Source organism: Streptomyces sp. NBC_01474 (assembly GCF_035918215.1).
GTDB lineage: Bacteria > Actinomycetota > Actinomycetes > Streptomycetales > Streptomycetaceae > Streptomyces > Streptomyces aureus.
The window spans coordinates 10,328,756-10,353,910 of sequence record NZ_CP109449.1 but is presented as its reverse complement, the minus strand read 5'-3'; the positions used below and the strand labels follow the sequence as shown (position 1 = coordinate 10,353,910).

21 protein-coding genes and 2 pseudogenes are annotated in these 25,155 nt (G+C 68.0%); 14 read left to right on the top strand and 9 right to left on the bottom strand.

What is annotated here, in order from left to right; translation table 11 throughout:
• The first annotated feature begins 196 nt into the window (after window positions 1-196).
• Window positions 197-733 (top strand): phosphoribosyltransferase family protein, encoded by a 537-nt coding sequence (locus OG758_RS47630; RefSeq protein ID WP_326715609.1) that lies wholly within the window; start codon window positions 197-199, stop codon window positions 731-733.
• A 1,472-nt stretch (window positions 734-2,205) separates the two neighbouring features.
• Here the strand turns inward: OG758_RS47630 and OG758_RS47625 are convergent.
• Window positions 2,206-3,429, bottom strand: coding sequence for an outer membrane protein assembly factor BamB family protein (locus OG758_RS47625; RefSeq protein WP_326715608.1), 1,224 nt, complete (start codon window positions 3,427-3,429; stop codon window positions 2,206-2,208).
• A 543-nt stretch (window positions 3,430-3,972) separates the two neighbouring features.
• On the opposite strand from OG758_RS47625, the gene OG758_RS47620 reads away from it, so the two are divergent.
• The 3 genes and pseudogenes from OG758_RS47620 to OG758_RS47610 all read left to right on the top strand — a co-directional run.
• Window positions 3,973-5,211, top strand: coding sequence for an IS256 family transposase (locus tag OG758_RS47620; RefSeq protein WP_326715607.1), 1,239 nt, complete (start codon window positions 3,973-3,975; stop codon window positions 5,209-5,211).
• Window positions 5,212-5,754: 543 nt separating this feature from the next.
• A complete protein-coding gene (locus OG758_RS47615) occupies window positions 5,755-6,165 on the top strand; it encodes a hypothetical protein (RefSeq protein ID WP_326715606.1) in 411 nt (136 codons plus the stop codon).
• A 300-nt stretch (window positions 6,166-6,465) separates the two neighbouring features.
• Window positions 6,466-7,121 (top strand): annotated as a pseudogene (locus OG758_RS47610) (IS701 family transposase); the annotation flags it as partial.
• Between the two features lie 466 nt (window positions 7,122-7,587).
• Here the strand turns inward: OG758_RS47610 and OG758_RS47605 are convergent.
• The 3 genes from OG758_RS47605 to OG758_RS47595 form a co-directional block, all read right to left on the bottom strand.
• Window positions 7,588-8,055 carry a hypothetical protein gene (locus OG758_RS47605; RefSeq protein ID WP_326715605.1) on the bottom strand — a complete coding sequence of 156 codons (468 nt, stop codon included), beginning with the start codon at window positions 8,053-8,055 and terminating at the stop codon, window positions 7,588-7,590.
• Between the two features lie 273 nt (window positions 8,056-8,328).
• Window positions 8,329-8,784, bottom strand: coding sequence for an STAS domain-containing protein (locus OG758_RS47600; RefSeq protein WP_326715604.1), 456 nt, complete (start codon window positions 8,782-8,784; stop codon window positions 8,329-8,331).
• A gap of 264 nt (window positions 8,785-9,048) precedes the next feature.
• Entirely contained in the window at window positions 9,049-9,624 is a 576-nt protein-coding gene (locus OG758_RS47595) for a hypothetical protein (protein WP_326715603.1), read from the bottom strand.
• A 222-nt stretch (window positions 9,625-9,846) separates the two neighbouring features.
• Here OG758_RS47595 and OG758_RS47590 point away from each other — a divergent pair, with 222 nt between their 5' ends.
• The 6 genes and pseudogenes from OG758_RS47590 (at window position 9,847) to OG758_RS47565 (ending at window position 15,785) form a co-directional block, all read left to right on the top strand.
• Window positions 9,847-10,239, top strand: a complete 393-nt coding sequence (locus tag OG758_RS47590) for a hypothetical protein (RefSeq protein ID WP_326715602.1) — start codon at window positions 9,847-9,849, stop codon at window positions 10,237-10,239.
• 1,057 nt (window positions 10,240-11,296) lie between these two features.
• On the top strand, window positions 11,297-11,653 hold the full coding sequence (locus tag OG758_RS47585) for a hypothetical protein (RefSeq protein WP_326715601.1): 357 nt from the start codon (window positions 11,297-11,299) through the stop codon (window positions 11,651-11,653).
• A 196-nt stretch (window positions 11,654-11,849) separates the two neighbouring features.
• A pseudogene (locus tag OG758_RS47580) lies at window positions 11,850-12,014 on the top strand (NF041680 family putative transposase); the annotation flags it as partial.
• Between the two features lie 896 nt (window positions 12,015-12,910).
• On the top strand, window positions 12,911-13,528 hold the full coding sequence (locus tag OG758_RS47575) for an SMI1/KNR4 family protein (protein ID WP_326715600.1): 618 nt from the start codon (window positions 12,911-12,913) through the stop codon (window positions 13,526-13,528).
• 45 nt (window positions 13,529-13,573) lie between these two features.
• Complete coding sequence (locus tag OG758_RS47570; protein ID WP_326715599.1) at window positions 13,574-13,846, top strand: hypothetical protein; 273 nt, start codon at window positions 13,574-13,576, stop codon at window positions 13,844-13,846.
• A gap of 997 nt (window positions 13,847-14,843) precedes the next feature.
• Window positions 14,844-15,785: a radical SAM/SPASM domain-containing protein gene (locus OG758_RS47565; RefSeq protein ID WP_326715598.1), complete on the top strand. Its 942-nt coding sequence runs from the start codon at window positions 14,844-14,846 to the stop codon at window positions 15,783-15,785.
• 452 nt (window positions 15,786-16,237) lie between these two features.
• On the opposite strand, the gene OG758_RS47560 is transcribed toward OG758_RS47565, so the two are convergent.
• On the bottom strand, window positions 16,238-16,678 hold the full coding sequence (locus tag OG758_RS47560; RefSeq protein WP_326715597.1) for a hypothetical protein: 441 nt from the start codon (window positions 16,676-16,678) through the stop codon (window positions 16,238-16,240).
• A gap of 837 nt (window positions 16,679-17,515) precedes the next feature.
• Between OG758_RS47560 and OG758_RS47555 the strand changes: the two genes are divergently transcribed.
• Window positions 17,516-17,920, top strand: a complete 405-nt coding sequence (locus OG758_RS47555; protein WP_326715596.1) for a hypothetical protein — start codon at window positions 17,516-17,518, stop codon at window positions 17,918-17,920.
• A gap of 434 nt (window positions 17,921-18,354) precedes the next feature.
• Window positions 18,355-19,605, top strand: coding sequence for an RNA-guided endonuclease InsQ/TnpB family protein (locus tag OG758_RS47550; RefSeq protein ID WP_326715595.1), 1,251 nt, complete (start codon window positions 18,355-18,357; stop codon window positions 19,603-19,605).
• A 105-nt stretch (window positions 19,606-19,710) separates the two neighbouring features.
• Here OG758_RS47550 and OG758_RS47545 read toward each other — a convergent pair whose 3' ends face one another.
• On the bottom strand, window positions 19,711-20,076 hold the full coding sequence (locus OG758_RS47545) for a MerR family transcriptional regulator (RefSeq protein ID WP_326715594.1): 366 nt from the start codon (window positions 20,074-20,076) through the stop codon (window positions 19,711-19,713).
• A gap of 100 nt (window positions 20,077-20,176) precedes the next feature.
• Between OG758_RS47545 and OG758_RS47540 the strand changes: the two genes are divergently transcribed.
• Window positions 20,177-20,647, top strand: a complete 471-nt coding sequence (locus OG758_RS47540) for a hypothetical protein (protein ID WP_326715593.1) — start codon at window positions 20,177-20,179, stop codon at window positions 20,645-20,647.
• A 50-nt stretch (window positions 20,648-20,697) separates the two neighbouring features.
• Window positions 20,698-21,075 (top strand): Ser-Thr-rich GPI-anchored membrane family protein, encoded by a 378-nt coding sequence (locus tag OG758_RS47535; protein ID WP_326715592.1) that lies wholly within the window; start codon window positions 20,698-20,700, stop codon window positions 21,073-21,075.
• Here OG758_RS47535 and OG758_RS47530 read toward each other — a convergent pair.
• The 3 genes from OG758_RS47530 to OG758_RS47520 all read right to left on the bottom strand — a co-directional run bounded on the left by OG758_RS47530 (window position 21,072) and on the right by OG758_RS47520 (window position 25,049).
• Window positions 21,072-23,714 carry an FUSC family protein gene (locus tag OG758_RS47530; RefSeq protein WP_326715591.1) on the bottom strand — a complete coding sequence of 881 codons (2,643 nt, stop codon included), beginning with the start codon at window positions 23,712-23,714 and terminating at the stop codon, window positions 21,072-21,074. The two genes, OG758_RS47535 and OG758_RS47530, sit on opposite strands and share 4 nt — an antisense overlap.
• Window positions 23,711-24,181 (bottom strand): MarR family winged helix-turn-helix transcriptional regulator, encoded by a 471-nt coding sequence (locus OG758_RS47525; protein ID WP_326715590.1) that lies wholly within the window; start codon window positions 24,179-24,181, stop codon window positions 23,711-23,713. Before OG758_RS47525 ends, OG758_RS47530 begins: the two co-directional genes overlap by 4 nt.
• A gap of 67 nt (window positions 24,182-24,248) precedes the next feature.
• On the bottom strand, window positions 24,249-25,049 hold the full coding sequence (locus tag OG758_RS47520) for a helix-turn-helix transcriptional regulator (protein WP_326715589.1): 801 nt from the start codon (window positions 25,047-25,049) through the stop codon (window positions 24,249-24,251).
• Window positions 25,050-25,155: the final 106 nt, after the last annotated feature.

Sequence of the window (25,155 nt, the reverse complement as noted above, 5' to 3'; positions counted from 1 at the left end):
GGTGGTCATCCACAGCCTTTGATCCACTTTCGCAACGCGCCCTAGAGCGCTCCGGCAGACAGCGCCGACTTGACGGTCGCCATTGCTGCAGATGGGGCCCTATCTTCGGGCTCAGGTCGAGCGCCGGGAGGCTCAGGACGCCTGAGTGATCGATAATGGTTTGCTGCGTTGCTCCGCAATCGAAAGACTTCCGCTCATGCCCACGACTGCACGGGACCTGACGCTGGAACACTTCCGATGGATCGGTGGTCACGCGGATGTGTGGGCGATCTTTCGGGATGCCAAGACACTGGCCGCGATCGTCGCTGCTCTCGTTGAACCGTTCCGGGACGAGCGGATCACAGCCGTCTGCGGGATTGAGTCGCGGGGGTTCCTGCTGGGTGGTGCCGTGGCCGTTGAGCTCGGCGTCGGGTTTGTTCCTGTCCGGAAGGGCGAGGGCGTCTTCCCAGGAGACAAGGTCGCCCGTCAGTCGCCTCCCGATTACAGGCGCCTTCGTCACACGCTGCGGCTCCAGCGTTCCTCGCTGGGGTCGGGAGACCGCGTGTTGTTGGTGGACGACTGGATTGAGACCGGAAGCCAGGCTGCAGCTGTCCGGAGCATGGTCGAGGAGTGCGGGTCCACCTGGATGGGTTGCAGCGTCATCGTGGATCAGCTCACCGATGTGCCGAAGAACGCTCTCGGCACCGTTCGAGGCCTGCTGACCGCGCAAGATCTCCCACCGTGCGAATCCTGAGTTCAGCCTCTCGGCTTCGAACCGACCTCGAACAGGAGGCGAGTTTTCACAGTTCAGGGGACATGGGGGCGGCCTTCGTCTGATCCCACCGCGATCTGATCTGCCACGCTGGGAACTGCTGTCTTTCCGTGCAATACGCGAGGAATCGCACGGGCCGGTAGGGCGTCAGGACAACACTGTGATGGGACCTTTGGCCGGGCTATGAGGTCACAGGCGCTCGACCGGCCGCGTGCAGAGCGGCACCGCCCAGACCGCCGACGATTCCTGGAAAAGACAGCCCGAAGCGTCAATCGTTCGGTGGGTCAGGCCGCCGAACGGTGCCATGACCGATCCTCACAGTCGTTCGTACAGTGGCGCGCTCCACCTGGACGCCCGACACCGCGCCCGCTCCACGGTGTGTGGGTCGACGGCGGACGGGATGGGAGCTGGGGAGAGTGATGGGTGAGGTTGTGTCAAAAGCTGGCCTGGACCTATTGGCCGAGAGGCAACGCCCTGCTTTACTTCGCGCATGTTTTCGGCGATCTGCGCAGGCCTCGGCGCGCTACTCGGGACTGTGCTCGTCCGTAGGCGAGCGAAGCAGGCTATGGCTCGGGCCAATGCTGGGCAGGCAGTCCACTTCCCGATCGGGGCCAAGCGGCCGGACGTGGGTCACCGATGGAACTTGGGCCGAGTGCAAGCCAGTGCTGAAGAGTTCCGATGGGAACCTCGCTGGCCGTGGACGCGGCTGCGTGAACTCCCGGCAGACCTGCAGTGTGTCCGCACACGTGAAATGACCGTCCGCGAGATGCTGTGGCTCCCGGACGGCGCCTTGGTGATCGAGTGCGAATCGTCTGATGGACCCGTGTGGCTGTGGGTCATGTCCGTGCAGGTGAAGCACGTAATAGCGATGATCCGGCGTGGCTGGTGACTGTGCCACTCCCGTGCCAGAACGAGCGGGGACTCACGGGAACTCAGGAGCAACCCCGGTGTTGGTCAGCGGACTTGGCCCAGGTAGGACTCCGCAGGTCACGCCAGTGATCGCCCCACCTCGCTCCTAAAGCGGGTGTCGCAGGTTCGAATCCTGCCGGGGGCACCGACAGAAGGGCCAGTTCGGAGGCTTGATCCTCTCGAACTGGCCCTTCGTCATGATCGCAGCCGTGCCACAACGTGCGCTACGAGTCCGCGTCACCTCGCGCCTTGCGGATCATCGATCCGAGCCGATCGGCGATCTCCCAGTCACGGCCGCTGACCATGCAGGAGGTAGCGATCTTCGCGTTGATGTTGCTCGTCTACCTGCTCGGGTTCGCTGGCGGAAGTCGGACGTACACTGCGAGTGCCCCCAGGGCGCCTGACTGGTGCGACCGAAGATCCGTTGGCCTGAGCTGGCATTTCGTCAAGACCATTGCTGCAACGAGGCCGATCACCAGTTCACATCGAGAAGGGCAAGGGCTCGGCAGGCCCTTCAGCGACGTCGGCACCGCGGCTCGGGCTGTTCAGGTCACGAACAATTCGTCGTGCAGCGCCTCGGGCCACCCGACTCTGATCACGCCGTCACCGGCAGCCCGGACCGTGAGGCCAGTCCCAACGAAGCCGCGCGGCACTGTCATGTCCGGCAACCGCAGCCTGTGGAGCAGGTCTCCGCTGTGGGCGTCCAGGACGAGCAGATCGGCATGGAGGACCCGGCTCTCGTCCCCTTCGCAGATCGTCGAGTTCTGGACGACGTAGACCCGGCCGTCGGCGAACTTGGCGAAGCCGAACGAATGGCCTGCCGGAGCCCGGCGCTCCCAGGCACGCTTGCCGACCTGCGTGTCGTAGCCGGTCAGGACGGAGGCGCCGGCGCTTCCCGGCGATTCGGGGTTCCCGCCGGAGATGATGATGCCATCTCCTGCGTCGTCCGGGGCCCAGGAGTCGCTGGAGAATTCGGCCCGCAGTCTGGCGCCCTTCCTATCGACGTCCAGTACTTGGACGCGGGCCCTTTCGCGCAGCTGGCTGGTGGTGATCGGGGAGACTGTGACCAGGGTGTGATTGTCGGTCTTGTCAAGCTCTCGCCGGACAGCGCGCTTCCATAGCTCGGCGCCCGTACGGTTGTCGACGCCGATCGCCACGCCGTTCTGGTCGTCCGAAGACTCGCAGCCCAGTTCGACCGCGGTCAGATGCTCCGGCAGATCGTGCACAGCCCAGGGGTACTTGCAGGAACGGGGAAGTCGGAGCGTCCACAGCTTCTTCCCGCTGCGCTCCGAGAAGGCGGCAACACCACCCGGGGTGCGCGCGACGACCTGCCCCGCGCCCATGTGAATGTGCTGGAAGCCGCCGCGTGGGAATTCCGTACGCCATCGCACGTTGCCCGTGCGCAGGTCGATGCCCACCAGCTTGCCGTCATCGAACCAGGCCACCACCGTGGCGGCCGACACCTCGTCTGAGGGCATGTCGGCGCCCGCATCGCGCCGCTCGTAGCGCCAGTACTCCTTGCCCGTGCGCAAGTTCAGGGCCCGCACCCCGGAGTCAGTGGGGACGATGGACAGACCGTGGACGAGCGCTTCAGGGCGATAGGACTGGCGTGAGACGTGGGACGGCGCGACTGGAGCCTCACTCCCCAACGCCGCAGGGAAAGGTCCCTGGTTGCCGGTGATCACGTCCCGCTCCATGTACCACTCGACCAGCAAGCTCGACATCAGAACGACCAGAGCGGCCACCCAAAACACCATGCGCTTGCGCATCGCCGCCGGGTCCGGTTCCGTCAGCAGACGCGGTATTTGTGTCACAACACTTCCCCACCAGCCAACCCCCTGATCCTCGCGATCCGGAGGCGCAGCGATCTTCCCGCCCCTCTGCCGGAGAAACAAGGGTGAGGCAGATGACCGATCCACAGCAGGTCACAGCGTTGATCGATGACGTGACCGCAGGTCGGGAACCCGGCGTGTCACTTCTTGGGCTAGTGGTGGAAGTGGCCCGCCCGTCAACACGCGTGCCGTGCCCATGCCCATGCATGCTCTTACCCGGCCGGGACCGTGCCCGTTCCGGCGGGAGAGGCAGCGGGGACACACGGGGGGGCAGCGGTACCGACCACGCTCCGGCCCAGGTCAGGGACTCGCAGGTCAGCCGCCGCCCGCATACGGGGTCTTCCAAGGTTGCGTCCAGGGAAGTGGTGTATGGGTTCGACCTGATCCGGGGGTTTGCTCCGGCATCGGGATGGTGCCCGCATAGATGAACGGCCACCGGCTGATCTTCGAAGTGTCGAAGCCTCGAAGGAGATCAGCACGATGACCGCACCTGACAGTGTGCCCCTGCACGCCCTCGCGGAAGACAACCTCGCCGCGGCGAGTCCCGATCTGCTGCGCGCGATGGTCAAGACGTTCGCCGACGCACTCATGTCCGCAGAGGCCGACGCCCTGTGCAACGCCGAATACGGGCAGGTCAGCGACGAGCGCGTCAACCACCGCAACGGCTACCGCCCGCGCGAGTGGGACACCCGCGCCGGCACCGTCGAACTGGCCATTCCCAAGCTGCGCCAAGGCAGTTACTTCCCGCACTGGCTCCTCGAACGGCGCCGGCGGGCCGAACAGGCCCTCATCTCGGTGGTCGCCACCGCCTACCTGCTCGGCGTCTCCACCCGCAGGGTCGAGAAACTCGCCGGCTCCCTCGGCGTCACCCAGCTGTCCAAGTCCCAGGTCAGCGCGATGGCCAAGCACCTGGACGAGCAGGTCGCCGCGTTCCGCAACCGGCCGCTCGACGCCGGGCCCTACGCGTTCGTCTGGGTCGACGCACTGACCCAGAAGGTCCGCGAGGGCGGCCGCATCATCAACGTCCACGCACTGATCGCGGTCGGCGTGAATGCCGACGGGCACCGCGAAATCCTCGGCATCGACGTCGCCACCTGCGAGGACGGCGCCGACTGGCTCGCCTTCCTGCGCTCACTGATCGCCCGCGGACTGTCCGGCGTCCAGCTCGTCATCTCCGACGCCCACACCGGCCTCGTCGCCGCGATCGGCGCGGTCCTGCCCGGCTCGTCATGGCAAAGGTGCCGCACCCATTACGCCCGAAATTTGCTGAGCCAGGTTCCGAAATCGGCCCAGCCCTGGGTGGCGACGCTGCTGAGGACTGTCTTCGAACAGCCCGACACGGAGGCGGTCCAGGCCCAGATGCGGCACGTCCTGGATGCACTGGAGGCCAAGTTCCCCAAAGCTGCCGCCCACTTGGACGCTGCCCAACACGACCTGCTGGCGTTCGCCGCGTTTCCACGTGAGATCTGGCGGCAGATCTGGTCGAACAATCCGCAGGAGAGGCTGAACAAGGAGATCCGCCGTCGCACCGACGTGGTCGGGATCTTCCCCGACCGCACGGCCCTGATCCGGCTGGTCGGCGCGGTGCTGGCCGAGCAGAACGACGAATGGACCGAAGCCCGCCGATACATGGGCCTCGATCTGCTGGCCAAGGCCCGCCTCCACCCGATCGAGTCAGAAAATGACGACACCGCCCTGCCCACCGAACTCACCGCGTAGCCTCAAAACGAGATCACCGAGTGGCCGTCAGTACACCACTCCAGCGGACGTGACCTCTTCCAAACTGGTGCTCCAGGCTTGAAAGAATGGCCGCGCTTGTCAAGGCTGCGTGCGGCGGCTGACACCAGTGGCTGACACCAACAAGCACGAACAGCAGCGGTCGGCGCCGGACCTCAGTGGCCGATCGGCCGAGGCACAGGCCCGGTTGACCGACGTCGACGGTCCCCTGTGATCGACCTGATAAGGATGAGGCCACAGCTTCAAATCCTGCGGCTGGCCAGGGTCCCTCAACCCGACGGAAGAGAGCCTCTGCCTTGACCCCCTGTTGAGACTCCACCGACCTTCGCATCAACCCAGCCGCGTGTGAGACTGCTGTTCATGGCTCCCAGCCGAAAGGGCTATGCCGCGTAGTACTCCAGTCGGACTTCGTGACCTGGCATCCTGTCACGCGGCAGTGCCGCGCAGGCCCACACGCGAGCGACACACCCCGGCGACGTGACAGCCTCGTGAATGCGGATACGCGCGACAGGGGAGGTAGACGATATGACCACTGATGAGACCGGCCGGCGCAACCTCGAGCCGCGGCAGGACCTGGTGCAGCGCTCGGCACCGTTCCTGCCCGCCGGCAGCGAGATTCGCCAGGTGTTCATCTGCCAGAGCGCGCCGAACTTCTGGTTCTTCGTCATCACTTATCTCACCGGTCTGACGATGTTCTGGAACAAGTACCGGTGCTTGGCGGTCGCCCAGGACGCCATCTACGTGTTGGACAGCAGCAAGTTGTCCGGCGGCGCCAGTCCACAGCGTCTGGCGGGAACGATGCCACGCCATACCCGACTTGGTCCGGTATCCGGCCGATGGGGGCAGGTGATCCTCCTCGGCGAGCGTCATTGGGTCCACAAACGCTTCCACGACCAGATCGCTGCCGCAGACCGGGAGACCGGCTTCGCCTCATAGGTCACGACCTCGGATGGCGACCTGCTGTCACGGTCTGACGCGGCCGACGCGGGCTGCCGCAAGCACCGAATTCCGCATCGCCCGCAGTGGACCACGATTAAACTGGCTCACCGAATTCGCTGCCCGCCTGCCGGAGTTGCTCACCGAACGCCGGTAGGTCGTGATCTCGGTGGTGGGGGCTGGTGCGGGAATGGCTGCGGCCACCGGTGATCATCGTGAGTTGTGTGGACTGACGAAGAGACGGTGGCCGCAGGTAACAGCATAGAACCCGCTTGGTGGCGGGACGCGTTCGAGGGCCTGATGGGCCGGATCGCGGGGCGCTTCGCCCGGGTCGAACCCCGGGGCAGGGCGGCGCGGTTGGTGCTCGGTCTCTTGGCCGACCTGCCGCGCAAGAACTGCTGGACCATCGCGGAGTGGGCCGGCGAGACCACTCCGGACGGCATGCAGCACCTGCTGGGCAGGCCAAGTGGGATGCCGATCAGGTCCGCGACGACGTGTGCGGCTACGTGGTGGAACACCTGCAGGACGACCGGGCGGTCCTGGTCGTCGACGAGACCGGCGACGTGAAGAAGGGCACCGGCACGGTCGGCGTCCAGCGCCAGTACACCGGCACCGCCGGCCGGATCGCGAACTCCCAAGTCGCCGTCTACCTGGTCTACGCAGGTCAGCGCGGGCACGCCGCAGTGGACCGGGAACTCTACGTGCCGCGCTCCTGGACCTCCGACTCCGACCGCTGCCGCGCCGCAGGCCTTGCCGAGGAAACCACCTTCGCTACCAAGCCGGAGCTGGCCACTCGTATGGTCGCCCGGTTCCTGGACGCCGGCCATCAAGCTGCCTGGGTTGCCGGCGACGAGGTCTACGGCGGCAACCCGAAGCTGCGAACCGCACTGGAGGAACGCGGCACCGGCTACGTCCTCGCGGTGGCCTGCTCGCACGAAGTCACCACCGGTGCAGGGAAGTTGGGTCTGCTGCACGATCGGGTGACATCTGAACTGGCTTGCCCTGTAGGGCGGGTGGGAAGGATGTCGCTGTGCCCAAGCCTCGGAAGAGAGCGCGGGCGCGGGGGCGGCAGCGCCATGGCCTCTGCCGAGGCGAAGCCGTGCGGACCATCCCCGCAGGCACGGGGGCGACGCCGTCTTGGTCAGTGCCTTCATGGTCACGCTCGGACCATCCCCGCAGGCGCAGGGGCGACCGGCGACCTCAGGCCGCGCCAGATCATGTCCCGGGGATCGACCCCGCGGGCGCGGGGGCGACTGGCGGCCGGCGCCAGCCCCAACGGTGACGTTCGGACCATCCCCGCGGGCACGGGGCGACTCCAGGAGGATCCGGTACCGGGGGTCCCTTCGGGCGCGGGGACAACAGGACGATGCCGCCTGCGGTGAATCCGGCTGTCGGACCATCCCCGCAGGCACGGGGGCGACCTCACGCCCGCGTTGAAGACCCAGACCGGGCGGGGACCATCCCCGCAGGCACGGGGGGCGCCCGCGGGCTCAGTTCCATCAGGTGCTTGAGGCGCCGCTGTACGGTCCTGGCGCCGAGGCCCAGTTCACGCGCGATGCTCACATCAGTGAGCCCGATCAGGATCAGCGAGAGGATCTGCAGGTCCATGGCGGCCGGGCAGGGGTCCGGTTCCTGCTTCACACGGTCGCCCTCACCGAGCCGGAGGGGCAGCCCTTGGCGCCACAGCGACTCGAAGAGGGCCACGAGGGACACCAGCAGACCGCTGGAGTGGGCCACCACGGCGGCCGGCTCCGGCGCGGGGCCGGAGTGCACGAAAAGCAGCGCACGGGCTCCGTCGGCGATGACGAGTTTGGTGGGGACGGTGTCCACGACCCGGACTTGTGTGTCGCGCTGCAAGGCCGCGGTCAGGTACGCAGTCAGGTCCGCCACACGGTTACCGCTGCGGACACCACCGTGGTGATGGCCGCGAGCGATACCATCACCGTCCGCATGCGCTCAGCGAGACGGGCTGTCGAGTGTCGCCGGCACGGAGGATTGTTCCTTCCCGGTGGTCGGATCCTCCCGTCACGTTGAGGGCGCTCGGTGCCTGGAAGTAGGAGCTGTCGGCACCATGGGCAGTCGTTCTCGGGACTGCCCAGCCAGTAGGCGCCCCGCAGTAGTTGCGGGTGGGGCGCCGGGCGTCTGTCGTCGTCGCCTCTCATGTCACTCCATCGCGGTTTCCACCGAGTCATAGATCTGCAAGGACCGGTGCAGGTTGGTGATGTGGAAGATCTTGAGGACATTGGGGTTCGTGATCGCCAGCCGCAGGTCACCGGCTTGTGTACGGATCAGCTTGCCGATGTGGACGAAGAGCCCCAGGCCCGTTGAGTCCATGAACGGCACCCCCACGAGGTCCACGATGAGGTGATGCCGGCCCGCTTCGATACAGGCGCTCACGTACTCCCTGATTCGCGGGCCGATGGAGGCGTCGACCTCGCCACGGACCTCCACGACGGTCCAGCCCTTCTCGTCATGGTGGCTGATGGCAAATTCGGGATGCATGGACCGCCTAACGGCGATGCCCTGGGGAGAAGTTTCGGGCCGTGCCTGCCGCACGCTCGTTCCGCACATGCACGAACGACTGGCCATGACCTCACCCAGCAGCACACCCGTGCCCAAGGCCCCTCCTCCGCGAAGGCCCGACATGCCAACCGCGGATGCGCTACTGGGCGCGGTGCTCGGGCGAGCACTGCGAGCCGACGTGTTAGTCGTCCTCCTCGCAGTCGTGGCCGGACTCGACGACGGACCGGCCCAGGACCCGCGTATCTACCGGCGGCGGAACTCCAGGAGAAGGAGCGCGCGGAGGCTGAGGAGAGGCAGCGCCAGGCGGCGGAAGCGAACCGGCCCCGTAGTGACCACAACTGGCGTCCCGGTGTGTGCGCATCATGCGAGGCCGATGTGAGGCTCCGGGAACGTCTCCGTCATACGCCACCGGTCGTCCGTCAGCTTCTGTCCGCACCGCGTGCAGGACGGGCGCCGCGCCTCGCGCTGCGCCGCCTGCCGCGCCTGCTGCCGCTTTTCCTGCGCCTGCCGCTCCCTGTGTGCCTGAGCGCGCTGTCGAAGCGTGGCCTCCTCGCGGGGATTGCCGACCGCACTCCACAGGTCCTCACGGTGCTTCCTGCCGAATCGCCAGAACACCGGCCCGTGGGGCTCGTGCTCACGCAGCAGGTCCAGCCGGGTCTCCACGATCGGGATCTTCCCGCGGTAGGAGTGGAAGGCGCCCTCACGGTCGGGCCGGCCCTCCCAGTGATGGCGGGTCAGGGCCGCGATATTGCGGATCTGTGTGCGCGGAGCGGGCGCCGATCTCGTTGAACACCAGCAGAATGGGCGGCAGCGGATCTCTGTAAGGGCCGTGTCGTAGTTCCAGCGTATGGACCACAGCCGGGCTCCGCCGACAATGTCCTTGGCGGTGCGCTGGTAGAAGCGCGCGTACCGGTCGAACTTGGCGGCGATCGTCACATGGTCAGGGCGCCGTTCGCGGTGCCGGCGGTTTTGTAGTGAGCGTTGTGGGCTCCCATCCCGACCACCTTCGACCCAGGCAGAGCCGAGCAGTCGTGGCCCAGGGCGTCAAGGTCGTTCGTACAGTGGTGGGTTGAGGCAGTGGGGCGGTGTCGGCGATCTTCCAAACTGGTGACGTGACCATTACGCTCCGGAGGTCGAAGCGGTGGTCAGAGTGGGGGCATGGAGATGAGCCGTGGGCGGGCGTTACAATACATCCCCGCCGTGGTCGGCGGGAGCATATTGATCGGCTCTCTCGCTCGGCGCTTGGACAACTCGCAGGACCGGGGATTCGCGGCTGCGTTCCTTCTCGGCTCGTGCAGTGTCATCTTTCTCTTCGTCCAGTGGCGCAGCGAGGGCAACCGCGCTGCCAGCGCGTGGTGCCTCGCAGCCTTCGGTGTATGGGTGCTCGCGGTGATCGTGGACTCGGTCACCCGCGCTGCAGGACGCATCATTTTTGGGCTGTCGCTGGGTATTGGATTCGTCGGAGCCCTCACCACGCTCTTCCGAATGGCTCGCCAACGCAGGAAGTCGCGGGCTGCGACGCTCGATAGCAATCAAACCGACGACGGCTGACCGGGCGTGCCTCCCGGTGATTCTGTCGTCTCGCCCCCCATGGCAGCCAGCGAGTTGCTCTGGCAAGTCCGCATACGGCGGCTGACATCAGCGGCTGACACCAACACGCACGAACAACGGCAGTTGACGCCGAGCCTCAGCGAACTATCAGCCGAGGCGCACAGCCAGTTGGTCGACGTCGCGGGTCCGGCAGGATCGACCTGATAAAGATGAGGCCACACGTTCAAGTCCTGCGCTCCTCGCCATTGGGCCGCGCCTGAAGTGCACGCGCATCTGGTGGAGGACGCAAGCGTCTGCCAGGATCAAGCAGTGAACAAGCCTTCGATTCCCGCGAGATTGAACAGGGCCCTCGACTGGGCAGGGCTGCCTCTGTCCGCCCTTTTTCTTGCGATCGGCATCAGGGACTATCGCGATGGAGAGTCCGTGGGCTGGCCAATCGGCGGAGCGGTGCTTGTTCTGGTCAGCCTCTGGGTGATCTACCGCAGGATGCCTCGCCGGCGCTGACCGATCCGGCTTGAGCTACGGATCAGAAGTGCCCCGTGCCACAACCGCGCCAGATCGGGCGGGGACTCACGGGGAACCGCGGCTGCTGACAGTAGTCGAAGCCAGCAGATGCCGAAGTCGGCATCCCGCAGGTCAGACCTCAACTCGCCCCACCACGCTCCTAAAGCGGTACTCCCGCGTGACGCGAGGCCAGGGCCAGCACGCGCTACCCTCCGATCCCGAGCGACAGCCCCCTGTGATCACCGCCGAGTTCCGGCGGGGGCGCTCAGGCTCCAGGATGGCGGGGGCGCCATTCGCGAGTGCCGGCCGATTGGTGGCGTGTGCGGGGAGCTTCCCATCCCATCTGCCATCGACCCAGGCAGAGCCGAGCAGACGCGGCCCAGGGGGCCGTCTCCGTTTCCGGGAAGGCCCTGCGACCGCTGAACCAATCTGACGCACCGCACTGACAGTAGGTGCCCCTCGGGGTTTCAACTCACCCAAGGGCGCGGAGGCTTGACGGCAACACCTGCGCCGTGGCCATCAACCCATCCCGTCGCGGCACTAAGGTGCCGCAATGAGGCTACGCGGAGTGTTCATCGCATTTTTCCTGGTCCCGCTGGCGTGGGGGGTGATCACCCTGCTGAGGGCCGGGGCGGCCCACGGCGTCCCGGACTGCCCGGGGCTCCAGCTGGGCGAGGACGGCGAGGACCACCCCGGCCCCATGCGTCAGGGCTACACCTGCGCGCTCGACTACAGCGTCCGCGGCGGCGATTCGACCGGCACGGCCACATACGACCAGCTCAAGTACGCCCAGGAGGTGAAGCGCGGCGACCTCCTGGGCCAGGGCCTGCTGTACACGCTGTACGGAACGGCGGGCACGGCCGCCACCGTGATCGCCACCCGGAAGCGCGCCGACGGCTTGAGGCGATGAGGCGATCACCGCAGAGTGAGGCCGCGCTCCGGAGCGCCATCGAGGCGAGTGGACTAGCTTGATCTTTAACGTGCGGCGTCGAATGGTCCGTCGAACTTGATCACTCGGTTTGGTATCTGCCGGACATGAAGGCGGCCTTCGTCTGAACATGTGCTCCGACTAAGGAACACACACATTCAGCACGAAGGCCGTGAGGATGAGTCTGCCGCATCACGACGCCCGGCGAGAGTCGCTCGCACAACTGTCATGCTTCCGGGGCGAGTTCTATGCCTGCCTGACCTCCCGTTCGGACGTGTTGTTCGAGCTGGCTGATGCTGTTCTGTGGGGCGACGGGCCGGTGAGGTCGCTGGCCGAACTGTCTTCCACGGTCAGGTCTTGGCGCCGGCCGGTGGCCGGATCGTCTGCGTAGACGCGGGCCGATACTCCCGCTCGGCGGAGGAGGGCCTCGCCCGCCGGGGTGGTGAACGGGGCCCCGGCTGGGGCTTCGCGTCCCGTGGTGAGACACGCCTGGGCATCCTTGAGTTGGCGCTTGATGGCTTTGACCAGGGCTGGGAGTGCGGGAAGCAGGGTGCGGGTGCGCTGGTCCATAGCCGCTTTGCGGCGGGCGCGGTTCTTGCTGTGGTCGGTGTCGCTGTCGCGGATTGGGCATGGCGCCACCCATGGGCCCCAGCGGGCTGGCTCGTCGGCGGCCCAGCGGGCGAGGTCCTGCCAGAACGTCCGGACCCAGCTGAACACGGTGTGCGCGTTGACCCGCGTCCGGGTGGGGATGCCGTGCCGGTCACGGACCATGCGGACCCGCTTCCGCCAGGCGGTGACGGTGTCGGCGTCCAGCCGCAACGAGTCGTTGCCCGGGTGGTGTTTCTCCAGGTCACGCCAGAACAGTCCGGCCAGCGAGCGGGCCAGGTCCTCCAGCGTGGTGTAGTCGACGTCCACCGCGCGTTGGGTGAGGAAGTCGACCAGGAGGCCGCGTACCGGGGTGCAGGTGATGCCCTGGACACCACACCTGCCGAACCTTGCCCGCCACCACCACCGCGGGCCCCGCTCCCCCGGCCGCAACACCCCGTCCAGGACGCCCTCTTCGACTGACCCGACCACTCAGGCACGCAGGCAGACCGGCGCCGGTTCGGGCAGCACTGCTGACCAGCACACGGCTGGCCGCCAGCCGGCGCTTGCCGCCAGCCTCACAGCACTACCGGCCCCGGTGCCGCCGCCGTGCGATCACGGTCCTGTAGCACCAGGGCGTCTTTCGGATCTTGCATGATGGCTGGCATGAACACAGAAAGATGCGACCCGGTCGAGCTGGCCGCCCTCCGCGAGATCTTCGCGTCCCGTCCCGAGGCGGCGCCGCCCGCAGGCTGGGAGGCGGTGCGGTCCTTCGAGGCGGAGCACGGCATCGTGCTTCCGGAGCCGTACCGCACGTTCGTGGCGGAGATCTGCGACGGACTGCGCGCCGGACCGCCCTACTACGGTCTGCTGCCCCTCGCGCAAACGCCTCCGGACTGGGGCTCGGATCGCCCCGAACGCCTGCTTGCCAAGCCTTTTCCGCTCACGGAGGCATGGCTGTGGGAGGCGGAGGGAGACGAGGAAGCGCTGCCCCAGCAGGAGTTCGAGGCCCGGACGGACCCCGTGTTCGACCACGGCTCACTGCTGCTGGGCACCGATGGCTGCGGCATGTACTGGCACCTGATCGTCACCGGCCCGCAGCGTGGTCACGTCTGGCAGATCGCCGGCGAGGGCGCGATGCCCTTCGGTACCCAGTCGGCCAACGCTCTGATGCCCGGCGTCCCCGGTTTCACGGGTTGGGCGACCAAATGGGCCCAGGGCCGCGACTGGTTCGCGGACACCAAGGGGGACGGTCCAAAAGAAACGGCCTAAGCATGTGACGGGCGCAACTCAAGATCGAGCGTCTAGGGTCACGGCATGACCAGAACATTCATATGGTTTCTCGCGTGCGCCGGGTTCAGTGAGACCCTTTGGCTGCTGACCAGCGCACCCGACATCAGCTCGGGCTACCCCCTCTCCAAGTGCCACTCCGTCCTCGGCACCGAATGGACCCCCAATTACGGGTCGATGGAGAAGGGGGCGGAGACGACGTGCGCCTCTTTCCAGACACGACGCCTGGGATGGGCTGTGTTGGTGTCGGTGCCGACGGGGGTACTGGCGGCCGCGGGGCTGCGCAAGCGCGGCACCTGAGCCTGTTCATACTCACCTGGAAACCATAAGAGCGGGTGCCGTGCGGGGCAGTGCTGCGCCATGGTGTTCCGGCGAGGGCCGACACGCGGTACCGCGCGGGCGGTAGGAGCCACCCACACATCCGCGTTGCCTCCCCGTGTTCGGACGTCGCCTCATTGTGCTGCGCACTCAGGCGCGCAACCGCCCACGCGCCTGGCCGAGTTCGCCGGCCTTGCCCCGGCCCCTTGGGAGTCCGGGAATGTCAGCAGGAACCTGCGCAATGCCCCGCTGATACCCCCGCAGCCTCTACCTCTCCGCTCATGTCAGCTTGCTTCTTCTGCCCGGTCTCGAAGGCGTACTACGACCAGAACAGGAAGAAGGCAAAGGGCACAAGCAAGCCGTACTCGCCCTCGCACGCCGACGCGTCAACGTCCTAATTCCCGTGTACCGAGCGCATTTGTAAGGAAACTGATTTGCAGTAGGGGCCGCCAGGCGGCACCGCTGTCGAGCCGGCCGACCACGGTCTCGGCCCCTCCCGCGGCGGGCTGACCAGTACGAACGTTCTTGCTGTCGAGCAATTTCGGGGTCCGCGCCGGGCCGACGGTCGGATTGTCGGATCGCTGCGGCAACGATCACCGGCACCCCCTGCTCCGTTCGGATGTCATTCACGTTTCGCGGCAGGGAAACGGTGCGATTTTCCTGTGCACTTGCCAATGGCAATCCGACGCACAGGAGGAGGACGGCTGTGGCTCCAGGCGCAAAAGGGGGTGCTCTCCCCCTCATCTCAGGACCCGCGCAGTTCGCCGTTCGGTCGCGGACACTGCCCGGCGGGGAGGTGTGGTTCACGTGCGGACAAGCATGGGAATACGACTCCGAGGACGGTCCGGCCTACGCGATCAGCATGACGATGACACCGGTGAACTGGGACGGGAACCTGCTCTTGATTCCCATCGCGGAAGACCTCAGGTCGCATTCACATGACTGACCTGCCCACTTCTTGAAGGCCGGAAGGAATCACGTGCACGCCAGCGAGACCACTCACCTCACGGAAACCAGAACACCCGATGATGTCGACGGAGTCCTGGAATTCCTCTGGCTCGAACTGACGAACCGCTGCAATCTCAAGTGTGTCCATTGCTACACGGAGTCACATCCGCACAGTGGCGACCGCGACATCCTGACCGCCGACGACTACGAGGCGGTCATGGCCCAGGCCTACGACCTCGGCTGCCGCAAGGTGCAGCTCATCGGCGGCGAACCCCAGCTCAACCCGGAATTCCGGCGTCTGCTGCGCCGCAGCGTGGAACTCGGATTCGAGTTCGTCGAAGTGTTCAGCAACCTCACGATGCTCGACGAGGACACCATCACGTTTTCGTCCGAGAACGGAGTGCATTTCGCCACCTCGGTCTACGCCGACGAACCGGCCGCACACGATGCCGTCACCACCGTACGGGGCAGTCACCGGCGCACCATCGAGAACCTGCGTCGCCTCGTCCAGCGTGGGGTCCGCACCAGGGCCGCCGTCATCGACGTGAACCAGGACGCGGAGTCCGCGGAACGCACCGTGAAATTCCTGACCGACCTCGGCGTCAGCGGATCCACCCGGTCGTCCGAGGTGCGGGAGTTCGGTCGCGCGAAGGAACTCCTCGGGCAGGAATCGAGTCTGTCCGGCCTGTGCGGATACTGCTGGAGCGGAAAGCTCGCCGTCGCTCCGGACGGAAAGGTCTTCACGTGCGTCATGGCGCGGGACTGGCCGGTCGGAGACGTCCCCAGCCAATCGCTCGGCGAGATTCTGCACGGTGGCGAACTCGCCCGGATCCGCCGCGAGATCCACGAGACGGTGTGGCTGCCCGCTACCGCCGACAAGGAGCGCTGCCCCCAGACCTGCGGGCCGGACCTCGTCTGCCCGTGCGACCCCCTGCTCTGTCCCAAGTGCTGCGGCCCCACGCGCCTGAGGTGACCGACATGGCCCGTAGCGAAGACGAACCCCAGAGCAACCCCGTTCCCCCGTACGGCCCGCCTGTCCACGACGCGATCGCCACCAACAAGAGCGGGTGAAGGCAGTCGCCGAGGCTGCCAGAAAGGCCCTCTACGGGGTCGTTTTCACACCTCCCAGTGGAGCAGTACGACGAGGTGAAGGGCTGGCCGCCTCCGTACCGTCGGCCGCGCCGTACCCCTGTTCCCCGACGCGGCCCGCCAGCTCGCCGAGCACACCGCCGCCAGCCCCGGCCATCCATGGACCGGCGCGAAGTTCGCCTCGGCATGGGGCACTCGCGACGTCCTCGACACAACCCTGGTCCGCCCCGACCTCGTCGCGGAGATCAGTGCCGACACCGCCTCTCCCCGCGGAGAGTCGAGTTCGGGTGCGTGCCGACGGTTCAGCTCGACGCGAGTGTGCGCTGATGATCCCGGTCAGCGGCGGCCGGTGGCCAGGATGACGAGGAACTGCCCGCCGCCCGCCTCGATGTCGGCGGTCACCGGCAGCCCCGGTACCAGTCGGGAGAACCGGTCCACCAGCCAATTGGCCGCTTCTTGGGCGTCCTGCCTGGTCGGACAACGGCCCACCACCTCGCGGCCTCCCTTGCGCTCCAGCCGCGCGGCAACGGTGATCAGCGGCGCGGGTTCGGCCACGTACGGGCGGTCCGGCCAGGCGATGACCACCTTGACCGCGCCCTTGCGGGTGTTGCACCCACGGTGCGCGAGCCGCTCGGCGACCTTGGTCTTCCGGTCGGCGGTCCGGCTGTCAACGCTGGGCCCCCGCGGGTCGTTCACCGACTCGTCGGGGTCGACCGGTTCGTCACACACCCAGCACCGCCAGCCGTCACGCTCGGCCACATCATCAAGGAGACTCATCCGAGCAAACTAGCCTGCCCGGCCACCACCCCGCACACCAGGTGCTCGAGGAATGGGGCAGCCTGCCAGCACCCTGCACCGGCACCACGCCCAGATCTTTTGGCTGCCCGCTCCACGACGGTGGCACCCAGGCCAGGACACCACCGGACCGACGGCCCGGCCGCACGGGCCCGGCGGGCGCCGCCCGGCGGGCCTTCACCGTGAGCGTGGTGGCGCAGCAGGGCGGGCGGCGGAGTCCGGGTCCAGGGGCGAGGTCGGCTTCACCGCTCAGATGCACCGGTCTGGAAACGACTGCAGCCGGCAGACCCCACGGGCGTGATCCGATCACTGCGACCCAGCTCAGTACTTTCCCTGGAGCCCATCCGACCCGCGCGGCTCACCTCAGCACACGTCGGCGGGCAGATCCGCGGGAGGCGTAGCGGCGTAGAACCGGCGCAGCGGCTCCTCGATCTTGTTGCTGGCTACCTGGCGGGAGATCAAGGACCGGTCCAGTAGTTGGTGCTGCTGCTGGTGCGGTTGGGGCTGGTCCCGCTCCAGCAACCGCCGGCCAAGATTCCGACAACGCAGTGCAGCCCAGAGTCCATCGGCCAAACGGGAGATGGGCGCTGATCAACCTGCGCGAACACCAAGCAGAGGATCCGGAAGCAGGCGGGATACCACGCATGGTCGTCCGCGCCCGCCCGAGGCCGACGCCGAGGGGTGGCCAGCCTCGCTGATTGGACAGCGCTGCCCCCCGGCCCTGGAATCAGGTACTGCCGTGCGGGCCCGTCCACAACCTCCCGGTCAAAGGTTCGTTGAGCTCTCCGAACGTCCAGCCCATGAGCGGAAGGTGTCGTCGTGACCAGTGCCATCTCAGTGGAAGACCGCTGCATCGACGCCTTCAACGAGCTCAAAACCAGCCGGCACATCACCACCGTGCTCTATCGGCTCAACGACAACCTGGACACCCTCATCCTGGACTTCGAGGGGAACCTGACCCACGACGAACTCCTCAAAGCCCTGCCCTCCGATCCACGCCTCGTGGTCTATGAACTGCACTTCGCCGACCGGGACGGCAGTCGCAGAGCGGTTATCGTCCTGATCTCCTGGTCGCCCCAAGGCACCAGTCCCGAGCAGATGGCAGCGCACGCAGCGGTGTACGTCGCTCTCAGAAATCAGCTGGACGGCATCGACCTTTCCATCGAGGCCATGAGCCGCCCCGACCTGGAGTACGACCGGCTCGTACGCGCCGCCCGGACATAGCCCGGCTCCAGGAGGCTCAACCTGCGCCTGGTGAGCCGACTTCGCGGCGCCGGCCGCCCGCTGGAGCGCCCAGGGGCGTGTCGTGCCCGGACAGGTGGACCGGGAATGGGCCAAGCTGGCAGGCAGCTGCCCGTGGCCCAGCTCATAGACCAGCGCGGTGCGTGCCCGTCCATCCCGTGCCCGCACCCGCTGTACCGGCCAGCAGTATCGACCGCCTGCCCGGCCACCGAGGCTGCTGGACCGGCGCTTCAGCGTGCTCTTGCGGGGAACCCCGGGGGTTCACCCCCGGGAGGAATCGCATCCTGTGGTGGCGATGCGCAGCATCGCCGCGGCAACGGGCGCGGAGCGCACGCAAGAAACCGGGCCGCAGCGCCCGGCGAAAAATGTGCACTGTTCGAATGCCGGTACGTCAGGCGGCAGGTAGCGTCACGGTCGTGAAGTTGACCGTGCAGGTGAAACTGCTGCCGACGCCCGTGCAGGCGGCGGCACTTGAGGAAACCCTGCACGCCTGCAATCAGGCCGCCACCTGGGTGTCCCAGGTGGCGTTCGAGAAGGACATCAAGCGCAACTTCCCCCTGCGCGAGCACACCTACACGGCGGTCAAGGACCGGTGGGGGCTCGGCGCTCAAGCGGCCCAGCACGTCATCAAGAAGACCTGCGACGCCTACCGCACCCTCAAGGCGAACCTAAAGGCAGGAAACCTAGGCAAGCCCTCCTCCAAGCGCTACCGGCGGGCCGTCGAGAAACCGATCGCCTTTCGGCGGGAGGGCGCGCAGCCGTATGACGACCGGATGCTGTCCTGGCAGTACACGCAGAGCACGGTGTCCATCTGGACCCTGTCGGGCCGCATGAAGCAAGTGGCGTTCACCGCCGCCCCCGAACATTTGGCCCGCCTGGCCCTGTACCGCAAGGGCGAGTCAGACCTGCTGTACCGCGACGGCATGTGGTTCCTGACCGCCACCTGCGAGGTCCCCGAGGCCGAACTCAACACCAACCTGGTGGAGTTCCTCGGGATCGATCTGGGAATCGTGAACATCGCGACCACCTCGGACGGTCAGATCATGGCCGGACACCGACTGAACCGCGGACGCCTGCGCGAACGCACCCTGCGTCAGAAACTCCAGCGCAAGAACACCCCCTCCGCCAAACGACGCCTGAAGAAGCGGCGCCGCAAGGAGGCGCGGCGGGTTAAGGACATCAACCACAAGATCGCGAAACATGTGGTGGCCGAGGCAGAACGCACCGGTCGCGGAATCGCCCTGGAAGACCTCACCGGCATCCGCGCACGGGTACGGCTTCGCAAGCCCCAACGGGCCACCCACTCCTCCTGGGCCTTTGCCCAGCTCGGAGATTTCATTACGTACAAGGCCCGCAAGGCCGGGGTACCGGTGGTACACGTCAATCCGGCGTACACCTCCCGCACCTGCGCCGAATGCGGGCACATCGACAAAGCGAACCGGGCCAGTCAGGCCCGCTTCGTATGCCGGTCCTGCGGATTCGTTGATCACGCAGACCGCAACGGCTCCCGCAACATCCGCCACCGTGCGGAAGAGTTGTGGCGACGCGGGGCGCAGTCAACCGCCCCAGACCCACCCCCGAACACCGGGCGCGGGACAGGACGCAAACGCAGCACCACAGCCAGTGGCGCCCATTGCGCAAGCCCGGGACTTTCCAGTCCCGGGTGATTGACTTGGCCGGCCTGAGCGCGATGTCAGCCTCGGGTCGGTGGGCGACTGCCTCGTCGACTGCCTTGGTCAGCGGTCGGGCCCGTTACGCTCCCGACTCCGTCCTCATCCGGGTGGGCCAGCTACCCGCAACGGGCATCCGGTGCCGACGCGCTCGGTAAGTTCGGCGCGCAGGGTGGCGAGTTCGGCCATGCTTGCGTCGACGAGCTGGATCTTTTCCTCGAACAGCGTGGACAGCGCTTCCGCGGCGTCCGGCGCCCCACGCAGTTCCTCGCCGGTCCGCGCGATCTCCGCCAGAGAGAATCCGAGTGTCTGTGCCGTGCGGACATAGTGCAGCCAGGCCACTGCCTCGGGTGGGAAGTCGCGATAGCCGTTGGCCAGGCGCCGACCTGCGATGAGGCCGACCTTCTCGTAGAACCGAATCGTGTCCCTGGTCATCCCCGTCTGCGCGGCCAGCTCTCCGATGCGCATACCCCAGCGCCACCCCCTTCGGATGATGAACTTGACCTTGGACCGTACTCCACTGTTTAGCGTGAGGCGTCACTGACACCAGACCAGCCGGAGCCTCATCATGATCCGTCTCTCCGCCCCCGCACGTCCCGCCTATCTTCATGTCGTACGCGCGAGCGCATGGTACGACCTCGCGGTCACCGCGGGGTTCGTGACACCGTGGACGTACGCGCTGGTGCACGACGTGCTGTCCTCATTGGGCGACGCACTCGGGTGGGGCGTCCTGCCCGAACTCGACCCGTGGCAGACCCTGTACGCGAATCTGATGGGTTCGGTCGTGGTCGTCTGGGCCACCCTGCGCATCGTCCGGCCGCTGCCGGTGCATGGACTGTTCGACGGCATCGCGCGCATCCTGTTCTCAGCGTGGATGGCGTACGCACTGGCCCAGGGTGCCTCGCGGATACTGTGGCTGTTCTTCACCGTCGAGGTCGCGTGGGGCATTGTCCAGCTTGTGCCGTGGCGGCGGAACCGACACAGCAACGCCAGCTTTGAGCACCAGGCCGGCCAACTGGAACGCTCAGCAGCCAACTGAAGCGCTCAGTGTGCGACACGAAGTCGCACCACGTAAGTAAGGACAGCCACGTGAAGGCGCTGCTGTTCGCCCTCGGCCCCGTCGCCGCGGCCGAGCCCGACGCGGCCGTCACCGTGACCACTCCAGCTGCGAACTCCGTGCACCTGGCAGGCGGCAGCCTGTTCGTGGGCTGGGACAACAGCACCGGGCGGGAGGTGGACATGTGGCTCGTCCGGGGCGAGGCGGCCCGCGTGGTCCAGCTCGCCGCGAAGCTCACCGACGCCCCGTCGGGCGAGACGGCCAACGTCCTGCCGGACGTGCCCGAGGGCGCGGGCTACACGATCGAGATCGTCGCCCGCGACGGCGGCGAGCAGGGCTACAGCGCGCCCCTCACTGTGGGACAGGAGCCGCAGGGCGCGGCAGGCCCTGCAGCTCCTGCCGCGTTCTAGGAACGCAGCTCGACGTCGTGCCGCACCGTCCCCGACGGCCCGTCCACGCTGACCAGTTCGGCGCGCGGTGTGTGCCGGGAGGCGGAGATCACCAGCGTGTGCGTGCCCGGCGGGAGGGCTTCCACGGCGTAACTGCCCGCTGTCACCTGTGACTTGGCGAGCCGCTTGCCGCGGGCGCTGATCACCGTCACCCAGGCGGGGCAGCCTTCGGGGTGTGCGGCGCAGTGCACGCGGCCTTCGACGCGGGCCGTCCCGGTGGGCGCGGTGGCGCGGCGCTGCTGCGGTTCGTTCCAGGCCGCCATCAGGGCGCGGGTGCGCCGCTGCATGGGCGAGGCGGGTGTCTGCGCGGTGCGACCCTCTGCGGCGACCGGGAGGCCGGCCTGTTCGGCGTAGGCGGCGAGGGTCTCGTCGAGGGCGTCGAGTTCGCGCAGTGCGGTCCCCAGGCTGCGGGCGCGCGGTCCCTGCGGGGCCGGGGCGAGCTCTGCCTCCAGCTCGCGGATGAGCGGGCTCACCCGCCGCCAGGCGCCGGTGCCCTCCGCCTCGCCGCTCGCGAAGAACTGGTCGAGTTCCCTGAGGGACGCGGTCAGGGTGGCGGTGACCAGGCGGGTCCGTTCCGCCAGGCGCGGCGACAGGTCGACGTCGATGTCGGCGGCCACGGCCAGCGCGCGGGCGTGCCCCGTCGCCGTGGCGAGGAGCGCGACCCGGTGGTCGGCGGCGGGCCCGCGGACGCCGACCGGCATCCGCACCAGCGGCCGTACGACGCTCTGCACCTGGCTCAGCGCGGCGTCCACGGCGCGGGCCGCGCCACGCAGCCGCACGGGCTCGTCCGGGCTGGACCAGCGCTGTTCGACCTGCATGACGACCTGGGCGAGCGCGTCGACGTAGCCGCGTTCGGCCTCCTTGACGACGGTGCGACGGGACAGCGGGAAGATCAGCGCGGCGCAGGCGGTGGCGACGAAGATGCCGAGGCCGTTGTCGATGATCCGCTCCCCCAGCAGATGGTTCATGCCGTTGTCGGGCGTGGACAGGGCGTAGAGCTGGACGAGGGCGACGACCAGGCCGACCACCCAGCAGGCGTAGGCGCGTTGCATGCCCCAGGCGCCGAGGGTGAGTCCAGCGATGATGACGGCGAGCGTCGCGTACACGTGGTCGCGACCGATGAGGTGCAGGATGACGAGGCCGAGGACCGCGCCGACGGCCGTGCCCACCATGCGGTGCCCGAACTTGCGCAGGCGTTCATGCGTGGTGTTGGTGCCGAACAGTGTGATCATGACGCCGACCAGGCCCCAGTAGAAGCGGCCCGGGTCGATGGCGTCGGCGATCGGGCAGACGATGGCGGCGGCCACGGCGGCGTGCACGGGGATGCGGACGAACGGGATCACGCGGCGCCAGCCGGACTCCGAGCCCGCGGCGAGGACGCGCCGCGCGGGGCCGGCCGAGCCGGGCAGCCGGTTGTTCTCCAGGACGACGGTCGGCTGGAACGGGACGTCGCCCGGGCCGGTCGCCGTGGTGTGGCCGAGGGTGAGCCAGCTGCCCAGGGACGCGGCGAGCGAGTCGAGGAGGTGCCCGACGCGGCGGGCGAGGACGGCGGCCTCGACGTAGTCGGCCGGGGCGGTCGCGTCGCGCAGGATCGTCTCGGCGCGCTCCTGGATGTGGGCCTCGGCCGGACGGAGTCCCTCCGCCTGGCCGAGGGGGGTGTCGCGGGCCAGCACGAGGCCGACGGCGAGGGCCTCGCGCAGCGGCTCGGGGACGGGCAGCCGGGTCAGGTCGGCGGCGGCCTGGCCGATGCCGCGCAGGGCGAGTTCGGCGTCGAACAGGTGCCGGTGCAGCAGTTCGGCGGCGGCCGGGTCGGCGGCGACCTCGGGCTGGGCGAGGCGCCCGTCGATGGTGACGGTGGTGATGTTGAGGCGGCGCAGGGCGCGGTTCGTGCGGCGCACCGCGCGCTTTCGGTCGGCGTCGGGGTCGAGCGCGTCGACGGCGGCGTCGGCCACCCGCCGGGCCTCCACGACGAAGGCGCGCTGCGTGCGCAGAAAGTCCTCGCGGGGCATCGGGTAGCAGAGCAGCAGCCGGGTCACGAGAACGGCTGCGGCGGAGACCAGGGCGACGGCGAACGCCTTGCCGACGAGTGCCGCCGGGATGCCCGCGAGCATGCCGACCATCAGGCCGTTGAACAGCATCATGCCGGTGAGCAGGGCCATCGGCCCGAACCTGGCGAGGAAGAACGTCAGCGCGAGCGCCGCGATCATCAGCACCATCTGCGGCACGTGCTCGCCGTTCAGGGTCGCGCAGAGCCACAGCACGGCTGTGTAGGGGAACGGCATCCACAAAATGGCCCGGGCGAGCCGGTCCCAGCTGTTCTCGGCGACCGCGAAGGCGCTCATCAGGCCCATCATCCCGGCGACCATCATGCCGATCATGACCGGGATCGACAGGGCCTGGGCCATCCCGTAGCCGACGGCGAGGGAGGTGACCATGGCGACCAACGACCGCCAGCCCGCCTGGAGTTGACCGAGTCCGGGGTCGGCCGCGAGCACCCAGTCCCACCATCTGCGCGGTCCGGCGACCCGGTGGGGCGCGAGATCCGCGGCGGCGGTCTCGAATGCGGTGGAGGTGTCCGGCAGAGTGTCCGGGGTGGTCAACTGGTCTCCGATTCCATGGCGTTCGCAAGTACGGCGATGGCGTCCCGCGCGGCACCTACCGCACGCTCTGAGTCCTCGACGCCGCCGTCGAGAGCGGCGAGCAGCACGGCGGCCATGCGTCGGCGCCCGCCCTCGAGCAGATCGCGCCCGGCGGGCGTCAGGGTCGTCTCCACCGCGCGCCGGTCGGCGGCGCAGCGCTGCCGCTCGACGAGTCCGGCCTCTTCGAGCTTCTGCAGCATCACTGTGACCCGAGGCTGCACCATGCCTGTCGCGGCAGCGAGCTCGGTGACCCGGCGCGGCCCCGGTTCGAGCGCGTCGAGCAGGGCTGCCTGGCTGCGCGTGATCCCGAACTCCCCTGCCCGGAAGAGGGCTTGAGTCAGGTGCCCGAGCCCCCGCAACAGGCCGCGGGCGACGCCTTCGATGCGCTGGGCCTCGACGGCGTCGGGCGCCCCCGAGGATAGATGCATACTGAAAATATATACATGTCGCCGGCAACCATCCGACCGGGGCCCTGCTCCCGGCGACCGCGTGGCCCTACTCCCCCGACCCGCCCGTCTCCGCGTAGATCACCAGCGTCCGCTCCGGCTGTCCGGCCACGTGGAACGCGGTGTAGTCGTACGTGACCACGCCGCGCCCCGGACTCCGCAGCCGCTTGCGCCCGCCCCGGCGCGCCTCGACCTCGAACCGGGGCCACCAGTCCCGTACTTCGGGGCTGCCCTCGTGGAGTTCGTCGACGAGTCGCGCGTAGCGGGGATCGCCCGGATGCCCGCCGGCCAGCGTGCGCACCCGGGCGAGCAGGCCCCGCGCCTCGGGCTCCCAGTCGACCAGCACCTCCCGCGCCAGGGGCTCCAGAAAGACCCAGCGCACGAAGTTGGGCCGCCTGCCGTCCTCGGTGACCAGGCGCGGGAACACCTCTTCCGTCGCTCCGTTGTGGCTGAGCACGTCGTACGTGCCGTCGATGACGTACGCGGGATGCGGCTGGAGCAGCAGCGGGACGGCTGCGACCTCCGGGGCGAGCGGCTCCACGTCGGGGATGTCGGCCGCCGGCGCGCGCCCGGCGAGCTGGAACAGGTGGGCGCGCTCGTGCGGTGCGAGCCGCAGGGCCGTGGCGAGCGCGTCCAGGACCTGGTCGGAGGCGCGGATCTCGCGGCCCTGTTCCAGGTACGTGTACCAAGTGGCGCTCATCCCTGCGAGCAGGGCCAGCTCCTCCCGCCGCAGCCCCGGGGTCCGGCGCCGGCCGGTCGACGGCAGTCCCGCCTCGACCGGCGTGATCCGCGCCCGGCGGCTGCGCAGGAACGCACCGAGTTCACGCCGTCGCTCCGCCGTCTCGGACATGGTCCTACCACCTCTGGTTCCAGAATAAATGGGCTCTGGATACCAGGCTAAAGCCGGACCACACTGACAGAGAAGCCGGAGGAGAACCGGCGAGAAGTGAGGAGAA

Excerpts from the sequence above, each read along its gene's own strand:
- OG758_RS47630 (WP_326715609.1), top strand. The coding sequence starts at position 197 with ATGCCCACGACTGCACGGGACCTGACGCTGGAACACTTCCGATGGATC.
- OG758_RS47560 (WP_326715597.1), bottom strand. The coding sequence starts at position 16,678 with ATGAGTCTCCTTGATGATGTGGCCGAGCGTGACGGCTGGCGGTGCTGG.
- OG758_RS47525 (WP_326715590.1), bottom strand. The coding sequence starts at position 24,181 with ATGCATCTATCCTCGGGGGCGCCCGACGCCGTCGAGGCCCAGCGCATC.
- OG758_RS47625 (WP_326715608.1), bottom strand. The coding sequence starts at position 3,429 with ATGCGCAAGCGCATGGTGTTTTGGGTGGCCGCTCTGGTCGTTCTGATG.
- OG758_RS47590 (WP_326715602.1), top strand. The coding sequence starts at position 9,847 with ATGGAGATGAGCCGTGGGCGGGCGTTACAATACATCCCCGCCGTGGTC.
- OG758_RS47545 (WP_326715594.1), bottom strand. The coding sequence starts at position 20,076 with ATGCGCATCGGAGAGCTGGCCGCGCAGACGGGGATGACCAGGGACACG.
- OG758_RS47570 (WP_326715599.1), top strand. The coding sequence starts at position 13,574 with ATGACCAGAACATTCATATGGTTTCTCGCGTGCGCCGGGTTCAGTGAG.
- OG758_RS47520 (WP_326715589.1), bottom strand. The coding sequence starts at position 25,049 with ATGTCCGAGACGGCGGAGCGACGGCGTGAACTCGGTGCGTTCCTGCGC.
- OG758_RS47540 (WP_326715593.1), top strand. The coding sequence starts at position 20,177 with ATGATCCGTCTCTCCGCCCCCGCACGTCCCGCCTATCTTCATGTCGTA.
- OG758_RS47585 (WP_326715601.1), top strand. The coding sequence starts at position 11,297 with ATGAGGCTACGCGGAGTGTTCATCGCATTTTTCCTGGTCCCGCTGGCG.
- OG758_RS47575 (WP_326715600.1), top strand. The coding sequence starts at position 12,911 with ATGATGGCTGGCATGAACACAGAAAGATGCGACCCGGTCGAGCTGGCC.
- OG758_RS47615 (WP_326715606.1), top strand. The coding sequence starts at position 5,755 with ATGACCACTGATGAGACCGGCCGGCGCAACCTCGAGCCGCGGCAGGAC.
- OG758_RS47620 (WP_326715607.1), top strand. The coding sequence starts at position 3,973 with ATGACCGCACCTGACAGTGTGCCCCTGCACGCCCTCGCGGAAGACAAC.